This is a genomic window from Streptomyces hundungensis (genome assembly GCF_003627815.1).
GTDB lineage: Bacteria > Actinomycetota > Actinomycetes > Streptomycetales > Streptomycetaceae > Streptomyces > Streptomyces hundungensis_A.
In genome coordinates, this window is record NZ_CP032698.1 from 1004876 (window position 1) to 1020877 (window position 16002).

Sequence of the window (16002 nt, forward strand, 5' to 3'; positions counted from 1 at the left end):
TGCGACCGAACCTCCTGGTCAGGTGGGGTGACGATGATGTCCGACGGTGCGCTGGAGGACCTTTCCGACGCGGAGCTCGTGGCGCTCGCCGAACGCCGGGAGAGCAGACGGGACGCGTTGAGCGCGATCTACGACCGCTACGAGCGGCGCGTCCTGCGGTTCTGCGCCGGCGAACTGCGGGAGAAGGAGCACGCGTTGGACGCGGCGCACGACGCGTTCGCCTCCCTCACCGCACACTTCGTCGGCGGCGGACACCTCCAGAACCCGGCCGCGCTGGGCGCGTACCTGAGAACGATCGCGCACCGCGCGTGCATGACGTACATGCGCGGCGGCACCCCGGGCAAAGGCCACAAGTCCGTACTGGACCCGCTCGCCCTGGGGGACGTGCCGGATGTCCCGGCGGCGGACTCGGCGCTTCTCGACGCGGAGGACGACCTCGGCCTCGAACGGTTGCGGCGGCTCCTGGACGAGCAGGTGGTGCCCTCCCTCCATCCGCGCCACCAAGTGATCTACGACCACACGGTGCGGCGGCGTCTGACGGGCGAAGCGCTCGCCGAAGCCCTGGGGATGAGCGCCGACCGGGCGAAGAACAACGCGCACCATGTCCGCACCACGGTCGTACGCGCCTTCGCCGCCTTCGCGCTCTATGCCGCGGGAAGAGGAGCGTGCGCGGAGCTGGACGCCCTGGTGCGGGCGGCGATCGAGCGGGACGGCGAGGTGTTCACGCGGCGGCTCCGCGAGGACATCCACCGCCACTTCGACACGTGCCCCGAATGCGGAAACTGCCGGACGTGCGGCCCCTTGCAGACCACCCTGGTGGCCCGCTACGCACCCGCTCTCCTCCCGCTGGTCTTCGCGGGCGAGCTGCGGGACAGGTTCCAGGACACGCTCCGCGAGGTCGGTGACAGCACGCCCCTACCCTCAACACCCTTGCCCGGCGTGCCCCGTTCGCCGCGGTCCCCCGAGGACGGGACGACGGAGTCGAGCGAGGAGAACGCGGCCCGGTCGCTCGGCCGGCGCCTGCGGGTCCCGGTCGCCATGGGCCTTCCCCTGCTTCTGCTCCTCGGTTTCGCGCTCTACCAGCACCGCCCCTCGGGGGACAGCGACACCCCGGTCGCCCGCTCGACGCCTTCCGCTCCCCCGGCGACAACCGTCGCGGCCCGGCCGGTGCCGCCCCGGACGGTCCTCAGCCGCTTCTTCGTCGGCAACAACTCCCTTGCCTTCAGCCCCGACGGCGCCCAGCTCGCCACCCTGGTCAGCCCGGAGCAGAACGGCAGCGACTACAGCGTCCAGCTGTGGAACGCCTCCACCGGCACACCCGGTGCCACCTTCGCCACGACGGGACGAGGAGTGTCCGCGGTGGGCTTCAGCCCCGACGGCCGAACCGTGGCCAGCGGAGCCGGGTCCAGCGGCGGCAGCCTGGTGTTCACCTTGCGGGACTCGGCCACGGGCCAGGTCGGCGACACCATCACCACCCTCACGGGAACCAACGGCGTCAGCGAGGGGTCCTCGATCGTCTACAGCTCCGACGGCCGGCTCCTCGCCCTGTCCGCCGCAGGCGCGAGCGCCACCACACAGGACACGGTGGAGGTGTGGGACACCACCACACACGCGGCTCGCGCCACCCGGCCCTTCGCCGGGGAGACGGTCTATCAGGTGGCCTTCAGTCCCGATGGCCGCGTCCTGGCGGTCGGTGGCGGCGACGGCGTGGACTCCAAGGGCGGCGGGCGCGTCGATCTGCTCGATCCCGCCACCGCGCACACCACCGCCACCCTTCACACCACCGGCAACCTGGTGTACTCCCTCGCCTACAGCCCCGACGGCACGACCCTGGCCACCGCAAGCCGGACGGTCGACAACTCGGCGCCCACACCCGGTTCGGTGCAGCTGTGGGACACCCGGACCCATGAGGCGAGCCCCCTGACGGGCACGGCCCGCGCCCTCGCCTTCAGCTCCCGAGGTGCGCTCGCCGTCGCGCGCGGCTCCGAAGTCGAACTGTGGAACGTCTCCACCAAGACGATCACAGCGACCCTGACCATGGACCGGCCCGGCCAACCCGCGTCCGACCAGGCCATCACCGACGTGGTCTTCAGCCCTGACGGCGCCACCCTGGCGGCCGAGAGCGGAAGCACCACCCGGCTCGGTGATGAGCACGTCAGCCTCTGGGACGTCCCCTAGGGCTCACCCGCCGACCCGCGCCTCCCGTCCCCGCCATCCTCAACTCCGTTTCCGCCAAAGGGCGTTCAGGCGGACATATGCGTCATGCGGGCGGAACGCGTCTGCCCCGTGTCGCATCTAGTCGCGTGGCAGGACGCCCCGGGCGCCGTGCCAGACGGAGGGACGACGAAGGAGTGTGCTTCTTGACCGCCCAACTGCGAAACACCGTCGGCGCGCGGAGGTTACTCGCGCTGCTCACCGCTCTGTGCGCCCTCGTGGGTGCCACCGCGCTCGCCGCGACCCCGGCCGCGGCAGCCGACCAGCGGCACGCGATCTACGCCATCGCGCACCGTGTCGACACCCTGGACGGGGTGGACGCCGCGCTCAAGCACGGCGCCAACGGCATCGAGATCGACGTCTGCGCCTGGTACGACCCGAACGAGTGGCGCGCCTATCACGACTGCTCCTCGGCCGGTGAAACCCGGCACGGTCCCAGCTTCGACGGCATGATCGACCGCATCCTGTCCAACGCCAAGGCAGGCCGCCGACTGGCGCTGGTCTGGCTGGACATCAAGGACCCCAACTACTGCGGCGAAGCGCCCAACCGCACGTGCAGCGTGGCCGGGCTCCGGGACAAGGCGCAGCGCCTGACGGCCGCCGGGATTCAGGTGCTCTACGGGTTCTACGAGTACCACGGCGGCAGCACGCCCGACGTCGGCGGCCGGGGCTGGCAGAGCCTGGAGAACAGGCTCGGCCCCCTGGAGGGCATCACGACGACCGGAACCCGCGACCAGGTCACGGGCGCCTTCAACCGGTCCGGTTCGGGCTTCCCCAACGGCCGCCGGGTGATGGACTACGGCGACTCCGACATCACCAAGGGGTTCGGCAATTGCACCGAAGCCGACCGCGTCACCTGCGCGGAGCTGAAGAAGGGCGCCTCGGACCGCGCCGCCGGGAGGCTCGCGGCCACGCTGTCCTGGACGACCACCTACAACGACCCCTGGTACGTCGACAAGTTGCTGGGTGACGCGCGCGTGGACGGCATCATCGCCGGCTACGGAGCCTTCACCGGAGTGCGCGAGTACGACGACAGCTGGCAGTGCGCCAACGCCATCAACCTCGTACGGGACTGGGTCAACCGGCACGGCTCCACCCACCGCATGGCCACCGGCGCCGACCGCCTCTTCACCTAGGCACCGGCACCGACATACCCCTATCGCCGCGGGACACCGCCGACCGCGACCTCGGTCGGGGGTAGTCTCGCGACGGTGGGAGCGGCCTGTCTGCGTCGGCCGCCGACGTGCTCCGTGGAGCGGATGTGAACGGCCACAGTGCCGTCCGGCGGCGCCGGGCAGGCACGGGCGGGAAAGGGCGTTGAAGTGGAAGGCGTGGAGAGCGTGGAGCGAGAGAGCCTGCGGGATCTGCCCGGGTCCGCGACGGAGCCCGACGGGTCCGCGGTCGTGCGGGTGCTCAGTTACAACGTCCGTTCCCTGCGCGACGACGTCGCCGCCCTGGCCCGGGTGATCCGGGCCTGCCGACCGGATGTCGTCTGCGTTCAGGAGGCGCCGCGGTTCTTCCGCTGGCGCAAAGCCGCGGCCCGCCTCGCCAAGTCCTCCGGGCTCGTGTACGTCTCGGGGGGCGCCACCGCCTCGGGGCCCATGATTCTCTCCTCGCTCCGCGCCCATGTGGAGCACACCGAGGACGTCCTGCTGCCGCGAACCCCCGGATTGCACCAACGCGGCTTCTCCACCGCCGTGTTGAGGTTCGGTCGGGCCCGGCTCGGGGTGCTCAGTTGTCATCTGAGCATCAGCGACACGGAGCGCTACGAGCAGGGCCGACTGCTCCTCGACCGGCTGTCCGCCCTGGATGTGCCGTACGCGGTGGTCGGGGGCGACTTCAACGACCGGCCCGACGGCCGCACCTTCGGTCTGCTCGCGCGCTCCTTGCAGGACGGCTGGGTGACCGCGCCCTGGGGGCGGGAGCACACCACCCGCCTCGGCGATCCCCTCCAGAGGATCGACGCCGTCTTCGCGACGCCCGGGGTGTCGGTGCTGGGCTGCGGGGTGCCGATGGGGCTGCCCGGGGTCGCGGAACACGACCTGCGCCGGGCCACGGACCACCTCCCGGTGCTGGCCGCTGTGCGCGTACCCGCCGCCTAGGCCCACGCTCGCGCTCCACCCGGGACGATCCGAGGCGAGGACGTACGGCGCCCGCCTACAGAAGAGGGCAACTGTTCAGCAGAGTGGCCTGGTCGGCTGCGGCCGGCTTGGTGACGGTGTGGCTGGGCGGGGGCTGCTCGCCGTGTGCCAACCACCGCTCCATCGCCTCGAAGGCGGAATGGTGACAAGGGGTCAGGGGCCGTAGCCGGTCGGGGAAGACGTCGACCAGCGAGTCCACGTGGGTGCCGTCCTGGATCCGGTAGTAGCGGAACAGGCCGGCCCGGCCGGATTCCTGGACCATGCGCGCGTACACATCGGAGTCCTGGGCGATGGGCAGCAGCACGTCGAGCGTGCCGTGCAGGGTGATCAGGGGCTTGCCGATCCGGCCGGTCAGCGCGATCTTCGCCACGGCCGCGCGTACCGCGGCCGGGCGCGAGGCGTAGTCGTAGTCCGCGTCGCAGGCGGGCGTCCCGGAAGCGCAGAAGGGGGTGCCGGCCTCGGTCGCTCCGTCGAACCGCGGATCGAACTCCTCCCGGTAGATGCGCTGGGTGAGGTCCCAGTAGTACTGGTGGTGGAACGGCCACAGGAACTCCGATCCGGCCGGGAATCCGGCGGCGACGATCGCATCGTGGGCGCGGGCCGCATCCGTTCCGCCCGCCGCGTAGGCGGGATAGTCGCGCAGCGTCTGCGGCAGGAACGTGAACAGGTTCGGGCCGTCGGCCCGCCACAGGGTGCCTTCCCAGTCCACTCCCCCGTCGTACAGCTCGGGGTGGTTCTCCAGCTGCCAGCGCACCAGGTAACCGCCGTTGGACAGTCCGGTGGCCAGGGTGCGGACAGGGGGGCGGTGGTAGCGCTGGGCCACTACGGAGCGGGCCGCCCGGGTGAGCTGGGCGAGGCGCGCGTTCCACTCGGCCAGGGCGGCGCCGGGTGCCCGTCCGTCGCGGTAGAAGGCGGCGCCGGTGTTGCCCTTGTCGGTGGCGGCGAAGGCGTATCCGCGGGACAGGACCCAGTCGCCGATCGCCCGGTCGTTGGCGTACTGTCCCCGCACGCCCGAGCTGCCCGAGACGACGAGACCGCCGTTCCAGTGGTCGGGCAGCCGGATGACGTACTGGGCGTCGTGGTTCCAGCCGTGATGGGTGTTGCTGGTGGACCTGTCGGGGAAGTACCCGTCGATCTGAACGCCCGGTACCCCGGCGGGAGTCGGTAGGTCCTTGGGGGTGAGCCCGGCCCAGTCGGCGGGATCGGTGTGCCCGGACGCCACCGTGCCCGCAGTGGTCAACTCCCCCAGGCAGGCGGTTTGTTGACGCTCGGCGCCCGGTACGCGCAGCGCCTGCATTCGGGCGCAGTGACCTGTCCCGGCGGGGTCGTGCGGGGTCTCGGCGGCCGCCACCGGAACGGCGAGAGCCACAAGCCCGCAGACCGCGACGGCGATCGCGGCCGGCCGGATCCTTGGGCGAGGTACGGATCGGGGCATCGGGGGAGCCTCCAGGCGCTGGGGGGAAGGGTTGATCCGGAGGTTAGGGCGCGAGCGGCGCGGGCCGACACGGTTGGGCACACCATGTTCGACGCCACGGGGGTAGGTGCCGCCACCATCCCGGGGGGGTCGTGGCGGCCCTGGCGCCCCGCGCGCCAAGAGGTGCCGTTCGACGTCACCGGGAGGGGCAGCCCGCGTCGGCGATGATGTAGGAGCCGGGGGACGTCTGCTCAAGGGTGTGTGTGACGGCCACGTTGTACAGGCCCATGTTCTGGTTCGAGCCGTCGGCGTAGGCATAGCCGCCGCTCTGATGGGCGCGCCCGGCAGCCACCTGGCGGTAGTTGTTGTCGGTGAAGCACGGGTGCGTGCCGCCGCCGGAGGTGGTCGCCGTCACGGCCGCGGAGGCCGGGCCCTGCACCCCGGCGGAGTCCACGGCGGCGACGGTGTACCGGTAGGAAGTGCCCGGAGCGAGCGCGCCTTCGGTGAAGGTTGTCGTGTTCGTGGTGCCTGCCCTGGCTCCGTCGCGCAGGACGACATAGGAACCGGCCCGGTCCATCGCGTCCCAGGACAGCGAGACGGAGGCATCGGTGACGGCGGTGACCTTCAAGCCGGTGGGGGCGGGCAGCCCGCCGGGGGTGCCGTCGGATCCGTCGAGGTCCCAGAACTTCGCGGTGTAGTAGGTCGAGCAAATGGTGTCGAGGTAGTAGGTCCCGGTCGTGCCGCACTGGTCGGCGGCCGAGCCGGGGTGAACGGCCAGACCGTGTTGCATACCGGCGATCGAGTAGAGCGCGACGGCGGCTCGGCCGGTGCTGTCGTTGTAGGTGATCCGTGTCGTCGAGCCCGGCAGGTTCTCGGTGGTGGACGGGGTCTGGCCGATGCCCCAGGCGTCGGTCCACTGGTCGCGCGACTCGGTGCCGTTGGCCGGGACCACGGTGGTGTCCGCGCCGCCCTGCCAGATCGCGACCCGCGGCCACGGCCCCGCATAGCCGGGGTCGGAGCCCCGGACCTTGTCGCCCCACTGCTTCGGCGTGAGGTTCTGCTTCTGGTACTGGCAGGCGCCGGCGCCGGACGACGTGGTGGCGCACTGCGCGGGCAGGCCGGAGTCGATGGAGCCGCCCGCGAAGACGTCCGGGTAGTCGGCGAGCAGGTCGGCGGCCATGCCGCCACCCGCGGAAAGGCCCGTGACGAAGACGCGCCCCGGGTCCGACCGGTACTGGGCCAGGGCGTGGTCGACCATCTGCTTGACGGAGGCGGCCTCGCCCCTGTCCCGCGTGCTCTTGGTCGCGTCGAACCAACTGAAGCACGAGAGGCTGTTGTTGGCGCTGTTGGTCTCCGGGTACACCACCGCGAAGCCCCATTGGTCCGCGAACTTCTGCCATCCCGCGTGGCTGTGGTAGTCGGCCGCCGACTGCGTGCAGCCGTGCAGGGCTATGACCAGAGGCGCGTTGGCCGGGAGGTTCGCCGGAGCGTATGCGTACATGGCGAGGTTGCCCGGATTGGAGCCGAAGTTCGTCACTCGGGTCAATTCGCTTGCGGCAGAGGCCTGTTGTGGCGAGGCCGCCGGCCCCAGCAGGGCGAGCAACGCGACCGCGAGTGGCGCGGACGCGCGGCGCAACCACGCCCTGCGCCTTTGACGGCCGGTGCCGGTGTGGGTGCCGGTGCCCGGGCCGGGGCCGGTATGGGTGCCCGGGCCGGGGCCGGTATGGGTGCCCGGGCCGGTGGCGTGAACTGTCATGGGTTCTCCTGGGGGGGTGAAGTGCTGTACGGCGGGGCTGAGTTGACGGATGCCCGGCGGATACCGGGATGAGCTGGTGGATTCGGATCACAGTAGGGAGGGCCGTCGGGCCGGACCATGTGCCGGTCTCACCGGCCTCGTCCGGGATCTATGGCGCGCACCTATGTGGCGGGTCCCCCGGGGACGCAGTACGTACGGACGGCGGCGGGGCCGGGGTCGGGACCTGGGTCAGGGCCCGTGACTTCCCGCGCTCCCCCGGGGGCTCGTGTGCTGCGCTGGGCGGGTCACTTCGCAGGTCGGGGCGTTTCGGCGCCGGGGTGACAGGTGATGCATGGCGTACCGGCGGGTGGTACGGGGCGGCCGGAACAGCCGCCGCTCCCGCCGCGTCGTCATTCGGAGGCCCTTCGTGTCACTGCGCTGCCGTCGTTCGCCGCTCTCCCGCCACGGCGGGCGCGGGGTTGTCGTCCTGCTCGCCGCCTCGCTCGCGCTGACCGGCCAGGCCGGGGCGGCGCCCCATGAGCCCGGGGTTCCGACCGGCCGGGCCGGAGCACACCCCCACGGCAACGGGGACGATGCCCTCCAGGGCGAGCTGCGGGAACTGGTCCACCGCCCGGACGGGCCGCCCGGCGCCATCGCGGTGCTCCGGGAGGGCGGACGCGTACGGGTGGTCCGGGCCGGAGTGGCCGACACCGACACCGGCCGTCCGCCCCGCGCCACCGACCACATGCGGCTGGCCAGCGCCGCGAAGGCGTTCAGCGGCGCGGTCGCGCTCCGTCTGGTCGACCGCGGGCGGCTCCGCCTGAACGACACCATCGCCCACCGACTGCCCTCCCTGCCTGCCTCCTGGGGCGAGGTGACGCTGCGTCAACTGCTCAACCACACCAGTGGGTTGCCCGATTACAGCCAGGCACCGGAGTTCGCCGATCTGCTCCGGGCCGATCCGCACCATGTGTTCGACCCCCGGCACCTGCTCGACTTCGTCGCCGACCAGGACCTGGAGTTCGCCCCCGGGTCCCGCTACCAGTACTCCAACTCCGACAACATCGCCATCGCCCTCCTGGCCGAGGCGGCGACCGGGCGCAGCTACGAAGAGCTGCTGGCTTCGGAGGTCTTCAAGCCGCTCGGCCTCACCGGCACCAGCCTCCCGTCCGGCTACCGCTTGCCCGAGCCCTATCTGCACGGCTATGGCGTCGAGCCGGGGGAACGGCCCGAGGACGTCTCCACCCTGTTCGGCGCGTCCGGTTCCTGGGCATCGGGCGGCCTGGTCTCCACCCCGGCGGACTTCAACACCTTCATGGCCGGCTACGCGGGTGGCAGGCTGATCAGCGACGCGACCCGCAGGCAGCAGCGGACCTTCGTGAAAGGCGCGTCGGAGCCGGCGGGCCCCGGCGCCAACCGGGCGGGGCTGGCGATCTTCGAGTACACCACCCGGTGCGGTGTCGTGTACGGGCACACCGGCAACACGGCGGGCTACACCCAACTCGGCGTGGGCACCCCGGACGGCCGCCGCAGCCTCACCCTCTCCATCACCACCCAGGTGAGCCAGAGGACCAACCCCGACCTGCTCGCGCATCTGCGCGCCGTCGAGGAGGACTTCGTCTGCGCGCTGCTGTCCCGTTAGCCCGGCGGGCCGAGGGCTCGGCGCGCGTAGGGAGCGGGGCCCAGCCATGGGACCGGGCGGCGTCGCGGGGTCGGTACGCCGCCGGTCGGTTCCACGGGCGGGGCCCCGCCGCTCGGCGCGCCCCCGGTCGGTTCCATGGGCGGGCCCCCGCCCCGCTCGGCACGCCACCAGGCGGTTCCACGAGTGGGACCCCGCCCCCTCGATAGGCCGCCGACCCGTTCCATGAGTTGGGCCCGCCTCCTCGGCACGCCACCCGCCGGTTCCATGAGTTGGGCCCGCCTCCTCGGCACGCCACCCGCCGGTTCCATGAGTTGGGCCCGCCTCCTCGGCACGCCACCCGCCGGTTCCATGAGTTGGGCCCGCCTCCTCGGCACGCCACCCGCCGGTTCCATGAGTTGGGCCCGCCTCCTCGGCACGCCACCCGCCGGTTCCATGAGTTGGGCCCGCCTCCTCGGCACGCCACCGGCCGGTCCCATGGACGGGGCCCCGCTCGGCACGCCGCTGCCCCGCGACGCCGTGCCGGGGGCCCCCGCGAGGGCAGGCTGCCGAGCGCACCCCTCCCGTGTCGCCGAGCCCCGCCCCACCCCTTGACTCCCCCTCTTCACCCTCCCCATACTGACGGCCAAATCGATTTGGCCGATCGTGTGTGGCTCCCGTCCGGGCCGGTCCACGGCTGAATTTCGCGCTCGCGACCCCGAATGGAGCTCGCACGTGTCCCGTCGCCGCCGCTCCCTGCCCGCCGCCCCCGACCCAGCCACCGCCCCGGACCACTCCCCCGCCTCTCCGCCCCGTACGGAAGCCGGAACCACCGACCCCACGCCCCCGCCCGCACCCCCCTCGGCGGCCGGGAACGCCGGCGTCCACCCGGTGGACGAGCGCCGTCCGCTGGGGCGGATCCTGCTCTTCGGGGTGCAGCACGTGCTCGTCATGGCGGCCACCCCCATCTCCGCCATCTTCCTGATGAGCGCCACCTTGCGGCTCAACGCGGGGCTGACCGTCGATCTGCTCTCCGCCGCCTTCGTACTGTCCGGCGTGGGATCGCTGATCCAGTCCCTGGGGCTCTGGAAGTTCGGGCCCCGGCTGCCGTTCGTCATGCTGCCGGGCGGCGCGCCCCTGATCCTCTTCCTGGCCATCGCCGACGAGCACGGGTTGCGGGTCGCGACGGGCGCGGTCGTCCTGACGGCCGTCTTCACCTTCGCCGTACTGCCCCTGTTCGCACGGCTGTTGACGTACTTCCCGCCCCTCGTCATCGGCACGATGATCGTGATCGTCGGCATCAACCTGGTCAAGGTCGGGGCGCTGCTGGTCACCGGGCGCCCCGGCGAGCACGACTTCGCCGCGCCCGGCCATCTCGCGCTGGGCCTGGCGACCATCGGCTTCACGGTCGTCGGCCATCTGCTCCTGCGCGGCGTACTGCGTCAACTCTCGGTCATGCTCGGCCTCGTGGCCGGTACGGTCCTCGCGCTGGCCCTCGGGGACGTGAGCCTCGGCCACCTGGGCCAGGGCGGCTGGGTCGACGTGCCGCGGCTGATGCCGTTCGGCTCGCCGCGGTTCGACGTGCTGGCCGCCCTGCCGCTCATGCTCTACAGCCTGGCGTCCATGGCGGAGGCGACCGGTCAGACCGTCATCAACGCCGAGGCGGTGGGCAAGGAGATCGACCAACGGGTCGCCGTGCCCAAAACGATCCGCGGCGACGCCCTGGTCTCGGCCTTCGGCGGCCTGTTCGGGCTGCCGTTGATGGTGACGAGCGGCGAGAACATCGGCATCGTCCGCGTCACCGGTGTACGCAGCCGCTTCGTCACGGCGGCCGCGGGGGTCTTCCTCATCGCCATCGGGTTCCTGGCACCGGTGACCCGGGCCATCAGCGTCGTCCCGGCGCCGGTCGTCGGGGGCACCGCCATGGTCGTCTTCGCGGTGATCACCGTGCTCGGTGTGCAGATGCTCGCCCGCTGCGACCTGGACCGACACACCAACACGTTCATCTGTGCCGTCGCCCTCGCGCTCGGCCTGCTGCCGATCCTCGTCCCCGACGTCTACCAGGGGTTCCCCGCCTCCGTCCGCATCCTGCTCGAAAGCGGCGTCGCGGTCGGCGCGTTCGTGGCGGCCGTCCTCAACGTCCTCTTCCATCACGTCGGGCCGGCCCTGGCCGCCCGGCTGTCCGTACGCCCCGGCCCCGATCTGCGCACCGAAGGCAACCGATGAACCAGCACATCCGGGAGCGGCTGCGCACGCGCGGTCCGCTGCTCCTCGTCCCCGACGCGGTCCTGCTGCCGGAAGGAGTCATGGAGCTGTACGCGGTGGTCGTCTCCGCGGGCTCGTTCGAGGCGGTCGGGCCGACCGAGGAAGTGGAGCGTACCCATCCGCACCTCCAGGCCCTGCGGCTGCCCGGTCAGCTGCTCATGCCGGGCTTCGTCGACAGCCACCACCACCTGACCCAGAGCTTCGGCGCGGCCCTCGCCTTTGGCGAGCCCTCGGAGATATTCCGCCGGGTGTGGGTGCCGCTCGAAGGCGCCCTCGACGAGGAATCGGCCTATGTGGCGGCGAAACTCGCCGCGTTGGAGTCCCTGCGCGGCGGATTCACCACCGTCACCGATGCCGGGACGCGGGCCGCCGTGGACACCGATGTGGTCGCCTGCGCCGCACGGGACGCCGGCATCCGTTGTGTTCTCGGGCTGATCTGCGACGACACCGGCACCGGCGCGGACACCGATTCCGCGGTGGTGATGCGGCGGGCGGAGCGGCATCTGGCCGCGTACACCGACGATCCGCTGATCCATCCCTCCCTCGCGATCTCCATCCCCGACGCCGCCACCCCCGCCACCCTGCATGCCACGCACCGCCTCGCCGCGGAAGCCAAGGTGGTGGTCCAGATGCATGTCAACGAGCATCTGGCGGCGGTCGAACGCTCCCTGCTGCGCCATGGACTCAGGCCGCTGGAGAACCTGGCCGGCGTCGGCGCGCTCGGCCCCCACCTGCTCGCCGCCCACACCACCCTCCTGACGCCCCGCGAGGTGTCCCTGCTCGCCGACACGGGAACTGCCGTCAGTTACAACCCCGTTGCGAGCGCCTGGAAGGGCAACGCGGTGGCACCCGCGACCACGTTCACCGAGCGCGGCGTCCGGTTCGGCATCGGCAGCGACGGAACCCGCGGCGACGGGTTCCGGCTCGTCGAGGCGGCCGAGTTCGCTCAGCGACTGGCGTACGGGCTGACCACCGGCGACTCGTCCTGCGGGGCGGGCTGGACCTGGCTGGAGCACGCCACCGCCGGGGGCGCGGACGCGGTCGGCCTCGGCGGGCACACCGGCAGCATCGCGGCCGGAATGGCGGCCGACTTCCTCCTGGTCGACATAGCGACGCCCGAGCTGGCGTTGTCCTGGGACCTGCCCTGGGAGTTGGTGCGGCGCGGCAACCGGGACCAGATCAATGCCGTGTTCGTGGCGGGCCGCCTGCGGATGTGGCACGGCCGGCCCACCGACTGGGACGGGCCCGCGCTGGTGCGCCGCGCCACGGCCCTGGCCCGGACCGCCGTGTCACGGGCGCCCGTCTCCCGCGCACACCCGACCTCAACGACCGCGCGGAACAAGGCCGTTCGGGAGTCCGCCGCAGGGACGGTCGCGGAGAAGTGGGTCGCACGAACCTCCACGGCACGGAACGGGAGCACAGCACAGTGAGCCTTCAGACCCTGGTGATCCTCGCCGTCACGGTCGGGATCGCCGCGTTCGTCCAGGGCGGCAGCGGGCTCGGGTTCGCGCTGGTCGTGGCCCCGGTGGCCGGGATCCTCGATCCGTCGCTGCTGCCCGTGTTCGTCCTCGCGTCGATGATTCCGCTGAACCTGTACGTCGCCTGGCGTGAACGCGGTTCGCTGGATCTGCGCGGGGCCCGCTGGATCACCGTGGCCCGACTGGTCGCGACGCCGGGCGGGCTCGTGTTGCTCCGGCTCATCCCGGACCGTGACATCGGGCTGTTCGTGGGCGGCGCCACGGTGCTTGCGGCGCTCGTCAGCCTGGCCGCGCCCGCCTTCGCCCCCGGCCGCGTCGCGTATGTCGGCGCGGGACTGGTGACCGGCCTCACCGAGACCGCGACCGGAGTCGGCGGTCCCCCGCTCGCGCTGGTCTACCAGCACCGGCCGCCCGCCGAGCTCCGCTCCACCGTCGCCGCCTGCTTCCTGGTGGGTGAAGTGGCGTCGCTGGCGCTCCTGTTCGGCACCGGACAGGGGCGTGCGGCGGATCTGGGTTGGGCGGTCGCCCTGCTCCCGGCGATCGCCGCGGGGGCGTGGCTGAGCCGGGTGGTGCATCAGCGCATCGATGCCCGCAGGATGCGGCTGTTCGTGCTGGTCTTCGCGCTGGTCTCCGGGACCGTCCTCATCGCGAGCCCCTGAGTGAGGAGGCGCGCGATCAGCGTGGTCCCCTGAGTGAGGAGGCGCGCGCGATCAGCGTGGGCGCGGGGGCCGTGGCCGCAGCCGGCGCGGCCGTCGCGCCGCGCAACCCCGCGAGCAGCAGCTCCACCGCGTCGGACGCCGCCCGGTCCAGATGCAGATCGACGGCGGTGAGGGGTGGTTGACAGGTGCGGGCGCGCAGCCCGTCGTAGCGGGTGGCGACCAGGACGTCGTCCGGGATGGAGCGTCCGCTGTCCTGGATGGCACGGACCGCCCCCACCGCGAACGCGTCCACCAGCGCGCAGATCGCGTCGGTCTCGGGGTGCGCGGCGAGCAGCGCCGTACAGCGCTCGTACGCCTCCTTCTCGCCCCCCGTCTCGGGCCACGCCTCGACGACGGGGGGCCAGCCCTGTTGCGCGGCCATCCGTCCGTACGCGGTCCGGGCGTCGACCGACGAATGCCGCGAGCCCGAGCCCACGATGAGCGCCGGCCGTTCGGCGCCCTGTTCCCGCAGGTGCGCGAGGAGCAGGGTCGTCACCTCGTCGCCCCACAGATCCACGTACGGGGCGTCGTCGTCCGCCGCGACCGGCCGGCCCAGGGCGACGTACGGCAGCCCCCGGGCGCGTAGTTGGGTGACCGCCGCGTCGTCGATGTCGGGCTCGACCACGATGGCCCCGTCGATGTCCAGGGAGTAGAGCGCGGTCCCGGACTGCACGGGCGGCACGAGCACCAGGGCGTAGTCGTGGACGAGCGCGCTCTCGGCTGCGGCGGCGGCCACCTCCATGTAGAAGCCGAGCCGCGACGGGCCCCCGGCCACCGCGAACGGCATCGACGACACCAGGGCGACGGCCTTCGCCTGGCCGGTTCGCAGCCGCTGGGCCCGCAGGTTGGGCCGGTATCCCAGGTCCAGGGCGATGTCCTTGATCCGCTGCCTGGTACGGGGGTCCACCTTGCCCAGGCCGTTGAGCGCGTGCGAGACCGTCGTACGCGACACCCCCGCGACGCGCGCGACATCGGCGATCGTCGGGGGCTTGGAACTGGAACCCGAGGGTGCATCGGAGGGGGAACCGGAAGCGGGCATCTGCGCAAGCACTCCTCTGCTCGGACGGCCAACGGGCGGAGCCCCATCTTCGCCGACCGCTGACCCTCCGAACACTCCTGCGCCCGGCGCACGAGGTGTGACCCGCCCGTCAGCGTGCAGGCTTTGAAGTACCAGGGAGTCCGGGCGGCACCGCGCCCCTTTTCGCTTCCCGTGGAAGAAGGGCGTACACGGATGGACAGCCTCAACGGTGTCTTAATGAAGGCATTGGCGATCGAGGGGGCCACGGGCGTCGCGATCGTCGACTTCCAGCAGCGCCGGGTTCTCGGCGCGCTGGACCGCGGCAGCGGGTTGGACATGGACAAGGTGGCCTACGGCGACAGCGACGTCATGCGCGCCAAGCTCTACACCCTGGAGCTTCTCGGCTACCCCCAGGACAGCGTCGAGGACATCCTCATCACACTCGGCGCGGAGCTGCACATAATCCGGCCACTGCCGCGTCTGCGCGAAGGCGGCATCTTCATCTATCTCGTCCTGGAACGCGACCGGACCCTTCCGCTGGACGACATCCGCCGCCAACTGCGGGCCCTTGAGCCCCTGTTGGAGCTGTAGAAAAACGCGCGCACAGCGGGCCCGGGACTACCCGGCTCGCGCGATGCGGTCGAGCAGTTCGATGAGCAGGCCGCGCTCGCCCGGTGTCAGTACGTCGGTCGCCGGCAGGAGGGCGCGCAGGGCGAGGGCCGCGCCGGCGGGGCCCGGTGGCGTCGGGCCGGGGGCGTCGGTGGTGATCGCGCCGATGACCGCCTCCCTGGCCAGTCGGGACACGGAGAGATCACGGCGGTCCTCGGGCGTGGCGATCAGAGCGAGGGTGACGCCTCCGCCGACGGCATGGACCAGCTGGGCCGCCCGCGCTTCGTCGACCCGGAGCCGGCCGGCCTCGGCGATCCGGTGGATGTGCTCCCCGAGGATCTCCAGCGCGGCCACGGCGGCGGGCGGCATGGCGCCCGGGCGGGGTTCGGCGTACATGAGGGTGTACAGGGCCGGGTGGGCGAGGCCGAATTCCAGGTTGAGGGTCCAGCCGACGCGGAGGTCCTCGACCGGATCATCCGACGGTTCGAGCCGGGCCTTGGTGCCGAGGTGCGTCGCGAAGCCGTGCGCGGCGACGGCGTCGAGCAGACCCTGTTTGTCGCCGAAGAGGCGGTAGATGGTGGGCGCCTGCACGCCTGCCGCGCTGCTCACCGCACGCGTCGACACCGCTTCGCGCCCGCCCTCGGCGAGAAGGTGGACGGCGGCGGCGATGATCCGTTCACGGTTGCTCTCCGGCGCGGCGGAGCGGTCGATGGCCATGTTTCCGATGATAACCGACCACCGTTAGCGGTTTGCATAAACAGCGGAAACGTGTGAGTGTTAGCGATGGAAACAGCGATCGCCGCACCGCAGGA

The 16002-nt window shown here is 72.0% G+C and carries 12 protein-coding genes; 8 read left to right on the forward strand and 4 right to left on the reverse strand.

What is annotated here, in order from left to right:
* Positions 1-33 precede the first annotated feature (33 nt).
* From DWB77_RS04555 to DWB77_RS04565, 3 genes are all read left to right on the forward strand, one after another.
* Positions 34-2178 carry a hypothetical protein gene (locus tag DWB77_RS04555; RefSeq protein ID WP_120719999.1) on the forward strand — a complete coding sequence of 715 codons (2145 nt, stop codon included), beginning with the start codon at positions 34-36 and terminating at the stop codon, positions 2176-2178.
* 182 nt (positions 2179-2360) lie between these two features.
* Positions 2361-3350 carry a phospholipase gene (locus DWB77_RS04560; RefSeq protein WP_246033406.1) on the forward strand — a complete coding sequence of 330 codons (990 nt, stop codon included), beginning with the start codon at positions 2361-2363 and terminating at the stop codon, positions 3348-3350.
* Between the two features lie 204 nt (positions 3351-3554).
* On the forward strand, positions 3555-4316 hold the full coding sequence (locus DWB77_RS04565) for an endonuclease/exonuclease/phosphatase family protein (protein ID WP_246033407.1): 762 nt from the start codon (positions 3555-3557) through the stop codon (positions 4314-4316).
* A 55-nt stretch (positions 4317-4371) separates the two neighbouring features.
* On the opposite strand, the gene DWB77_RS04570 is transcribed toward DWB77_RS04565, so the two are convergent.
* Both DWB77_RS04570 and DWB77_RS04575 read right to left on the reverse strand, forming a co-directional pair.
* Positions 4372-5790: a 3-hydroxybutyrate oligomer hydrolase family protein gene (locus DWB77_RS04570; protein ID WP_120720000.1), complete on the reverse strand. Its 1419-nt coding sequence runs from the start codon at positions 5788-5790 to the stop codon at positions 4372-4374.
* A gap of 175 nt (positions 5791-5965) precedes the next feature.
* On the reverse strand, positions 5966-7525 hold the full coding sequence (locus DWB77_RS04575; RefSeq protein WP_120720001.1) for an extracellular catalytic domain type 1 short-chain-length polyhydroxyalkanoate depolymerase: 1560 nt from the start codon (positions 7523-7525) through the stop codon (positions 5966-5968).
* Between the two features lie 406 nt (positions 7526-7931).
* Between DWB77_RS04575 and DWB77_RS04580 the strand changes: the two genes are divergently transcribed.
* The 4 genes from DWB77_RS04580 to DWB77_RS04595 all read left to right on the forward strand — a co-directional run bounded on the left by DWB77_RS04580 (position 7932) and on the right by DWB77_RS04595 (position 13524).
* Entirely contained in the window at positions 7932-9146 is a 1215-nt protein-coding gene (locus DWB77_RS04580; protein WP_246033408.1) for a serine hydrolase domain-containing protein, read from the forward strand.
* A gap of 867 nt (positions 9147-10013) precedes the next feature.
* A complete protein-coding gene (locus DWB77_RS04585; RefSeq protein ID WP_120727362.1) occupies positions 10014-11348 on the forward strand; it encodes a uracil-xanthine permease family protein in 1335 nt (444 codons plus the stop codon).
* A complete protein-coding gene (locus tag DWB77_RS04590; protein ID WP_120720003.1) occupies positions 11345-12817 on the forward strand; it encodes an amidohydrolase family protein in 1473 nt (490 codons plus the stop codon). The genes DWB77_RS04585 and DWB77_RS04590 overlap by 4 nt, the downstream gene beginning before the upstream one ends.
* Positions 12814-13524 (forward strand): sulfite exporter TauE/SafE family protein, encoded by a 711-nt coding sequence (locus DWB77_RS04595; RefSeq protein WP_120720004.1) that lies wholly within the window; start codon positions 12814-12816, stop codon positions 13522-13524. The genes DWB77_RS04590 and DWB77_RS04595 overlap by 4 nt, the downstream gene beginning before the upstream one ends.
* A gap of 16 nt (positions 13525-13540) precedes the next feature.
* Here DWB77_RS04595 and DWB77_RS04600 read toward each other — a convergent pair whose 3' ends face one another.
* Complete coding sequence (locus DWB77_RS04600; RefSeq protein WP_120720005.1) at positions 13541-14602, reverse strand: LacI family DNA-binding transcriptional regulator; 1062 nt, start codon at positions 14600-14602, stop codon at positions 13541-13543.
* A gap of 192 nt (positions 14603-14794) precedes the next feature.
* Between DWB77_RS04600 and DWB77_RS04605 the strand changes: the two genes are divergently transcribed.
* Positions 14795-15172 carry a hypothetical protein gene (locus tag DWB77_RS04605; RefSeq protein ID WP_216826829.1) on the forward strand — a complete coding sequence of 126 codons (378 nt, stop codon included), beginning with the start codon at positions 14795-14797 and terminating at the stop codon, positions 15170-15172.
* Between the two features lie 27 nt (positions 15173-15199).
* On the opposite strand, the gene DWB77_RS04610 is transcribed toward DWB77_RS04605, so the two are convergent.
* Positions 15200-15907, reverse strand: a complete 708-nt coding sequence (locus tag DWB77_RS04610) for a TetR/AcrR family transcriptional regulator (RefSeq protein WP_120720006.1) — start codon at positions 15905-15907, stop codon at positions 15200-15202.
* Between the last annotated feature and the right edge of the window lie 95 nt (positions 15908-16002).

Coding starts and splice junctions, on each gene's coding strand:
- DWB77_RS04600 (WP_120720005.1), bottom strand. CDS start 14,602: ATGCCCGCTTCCGGTTCCCCCTCCGATGCACCCTCGGGTTCCAGTTCC.
- DWB77_RS04605 (WP_216826829.1), top strand. CDS start 14,795: ATGGACAGCCTCAACGGTGTCTTAATGAAGGCATTGGCGATCGAGGGG.
- DWB77_RS04610 (WP_120720006.1), bottom strand. CDS start 15,907: ATGGCCATCGACCGCTCCGCCGCGCCGGAGAGCAACCGTGAACGGATC.
- DWB77_RS04590 (WP_120720003.1), top strand. CDS start 11,345: ATGAACCAGCACATCCGGGAGCGGCTGCGCACGCGCGGTCCGCTGCTC.
- DWB77_RS04570 (WP_120720000.1), bottom strand. CDS start 5,790: ATGCCCCGATCCGTACCTCGCCCAAGGATCCGGCCGGCCGCGATCGCC.
- DWB77_RS04555 (WP_120719999.1), top strand. CDS start 34: ATGATGTCCGACGGTGCGCTGGAGGACCTTTCCGACGCGGAGCTCGTG.
- DWB77_RS04575 (WP_120720001.1), bottom strand. CDS start 7,525: ATGACAGTTCACGCCACCGGCCCGGGCACCCATACCGGCCCCGGCCCG.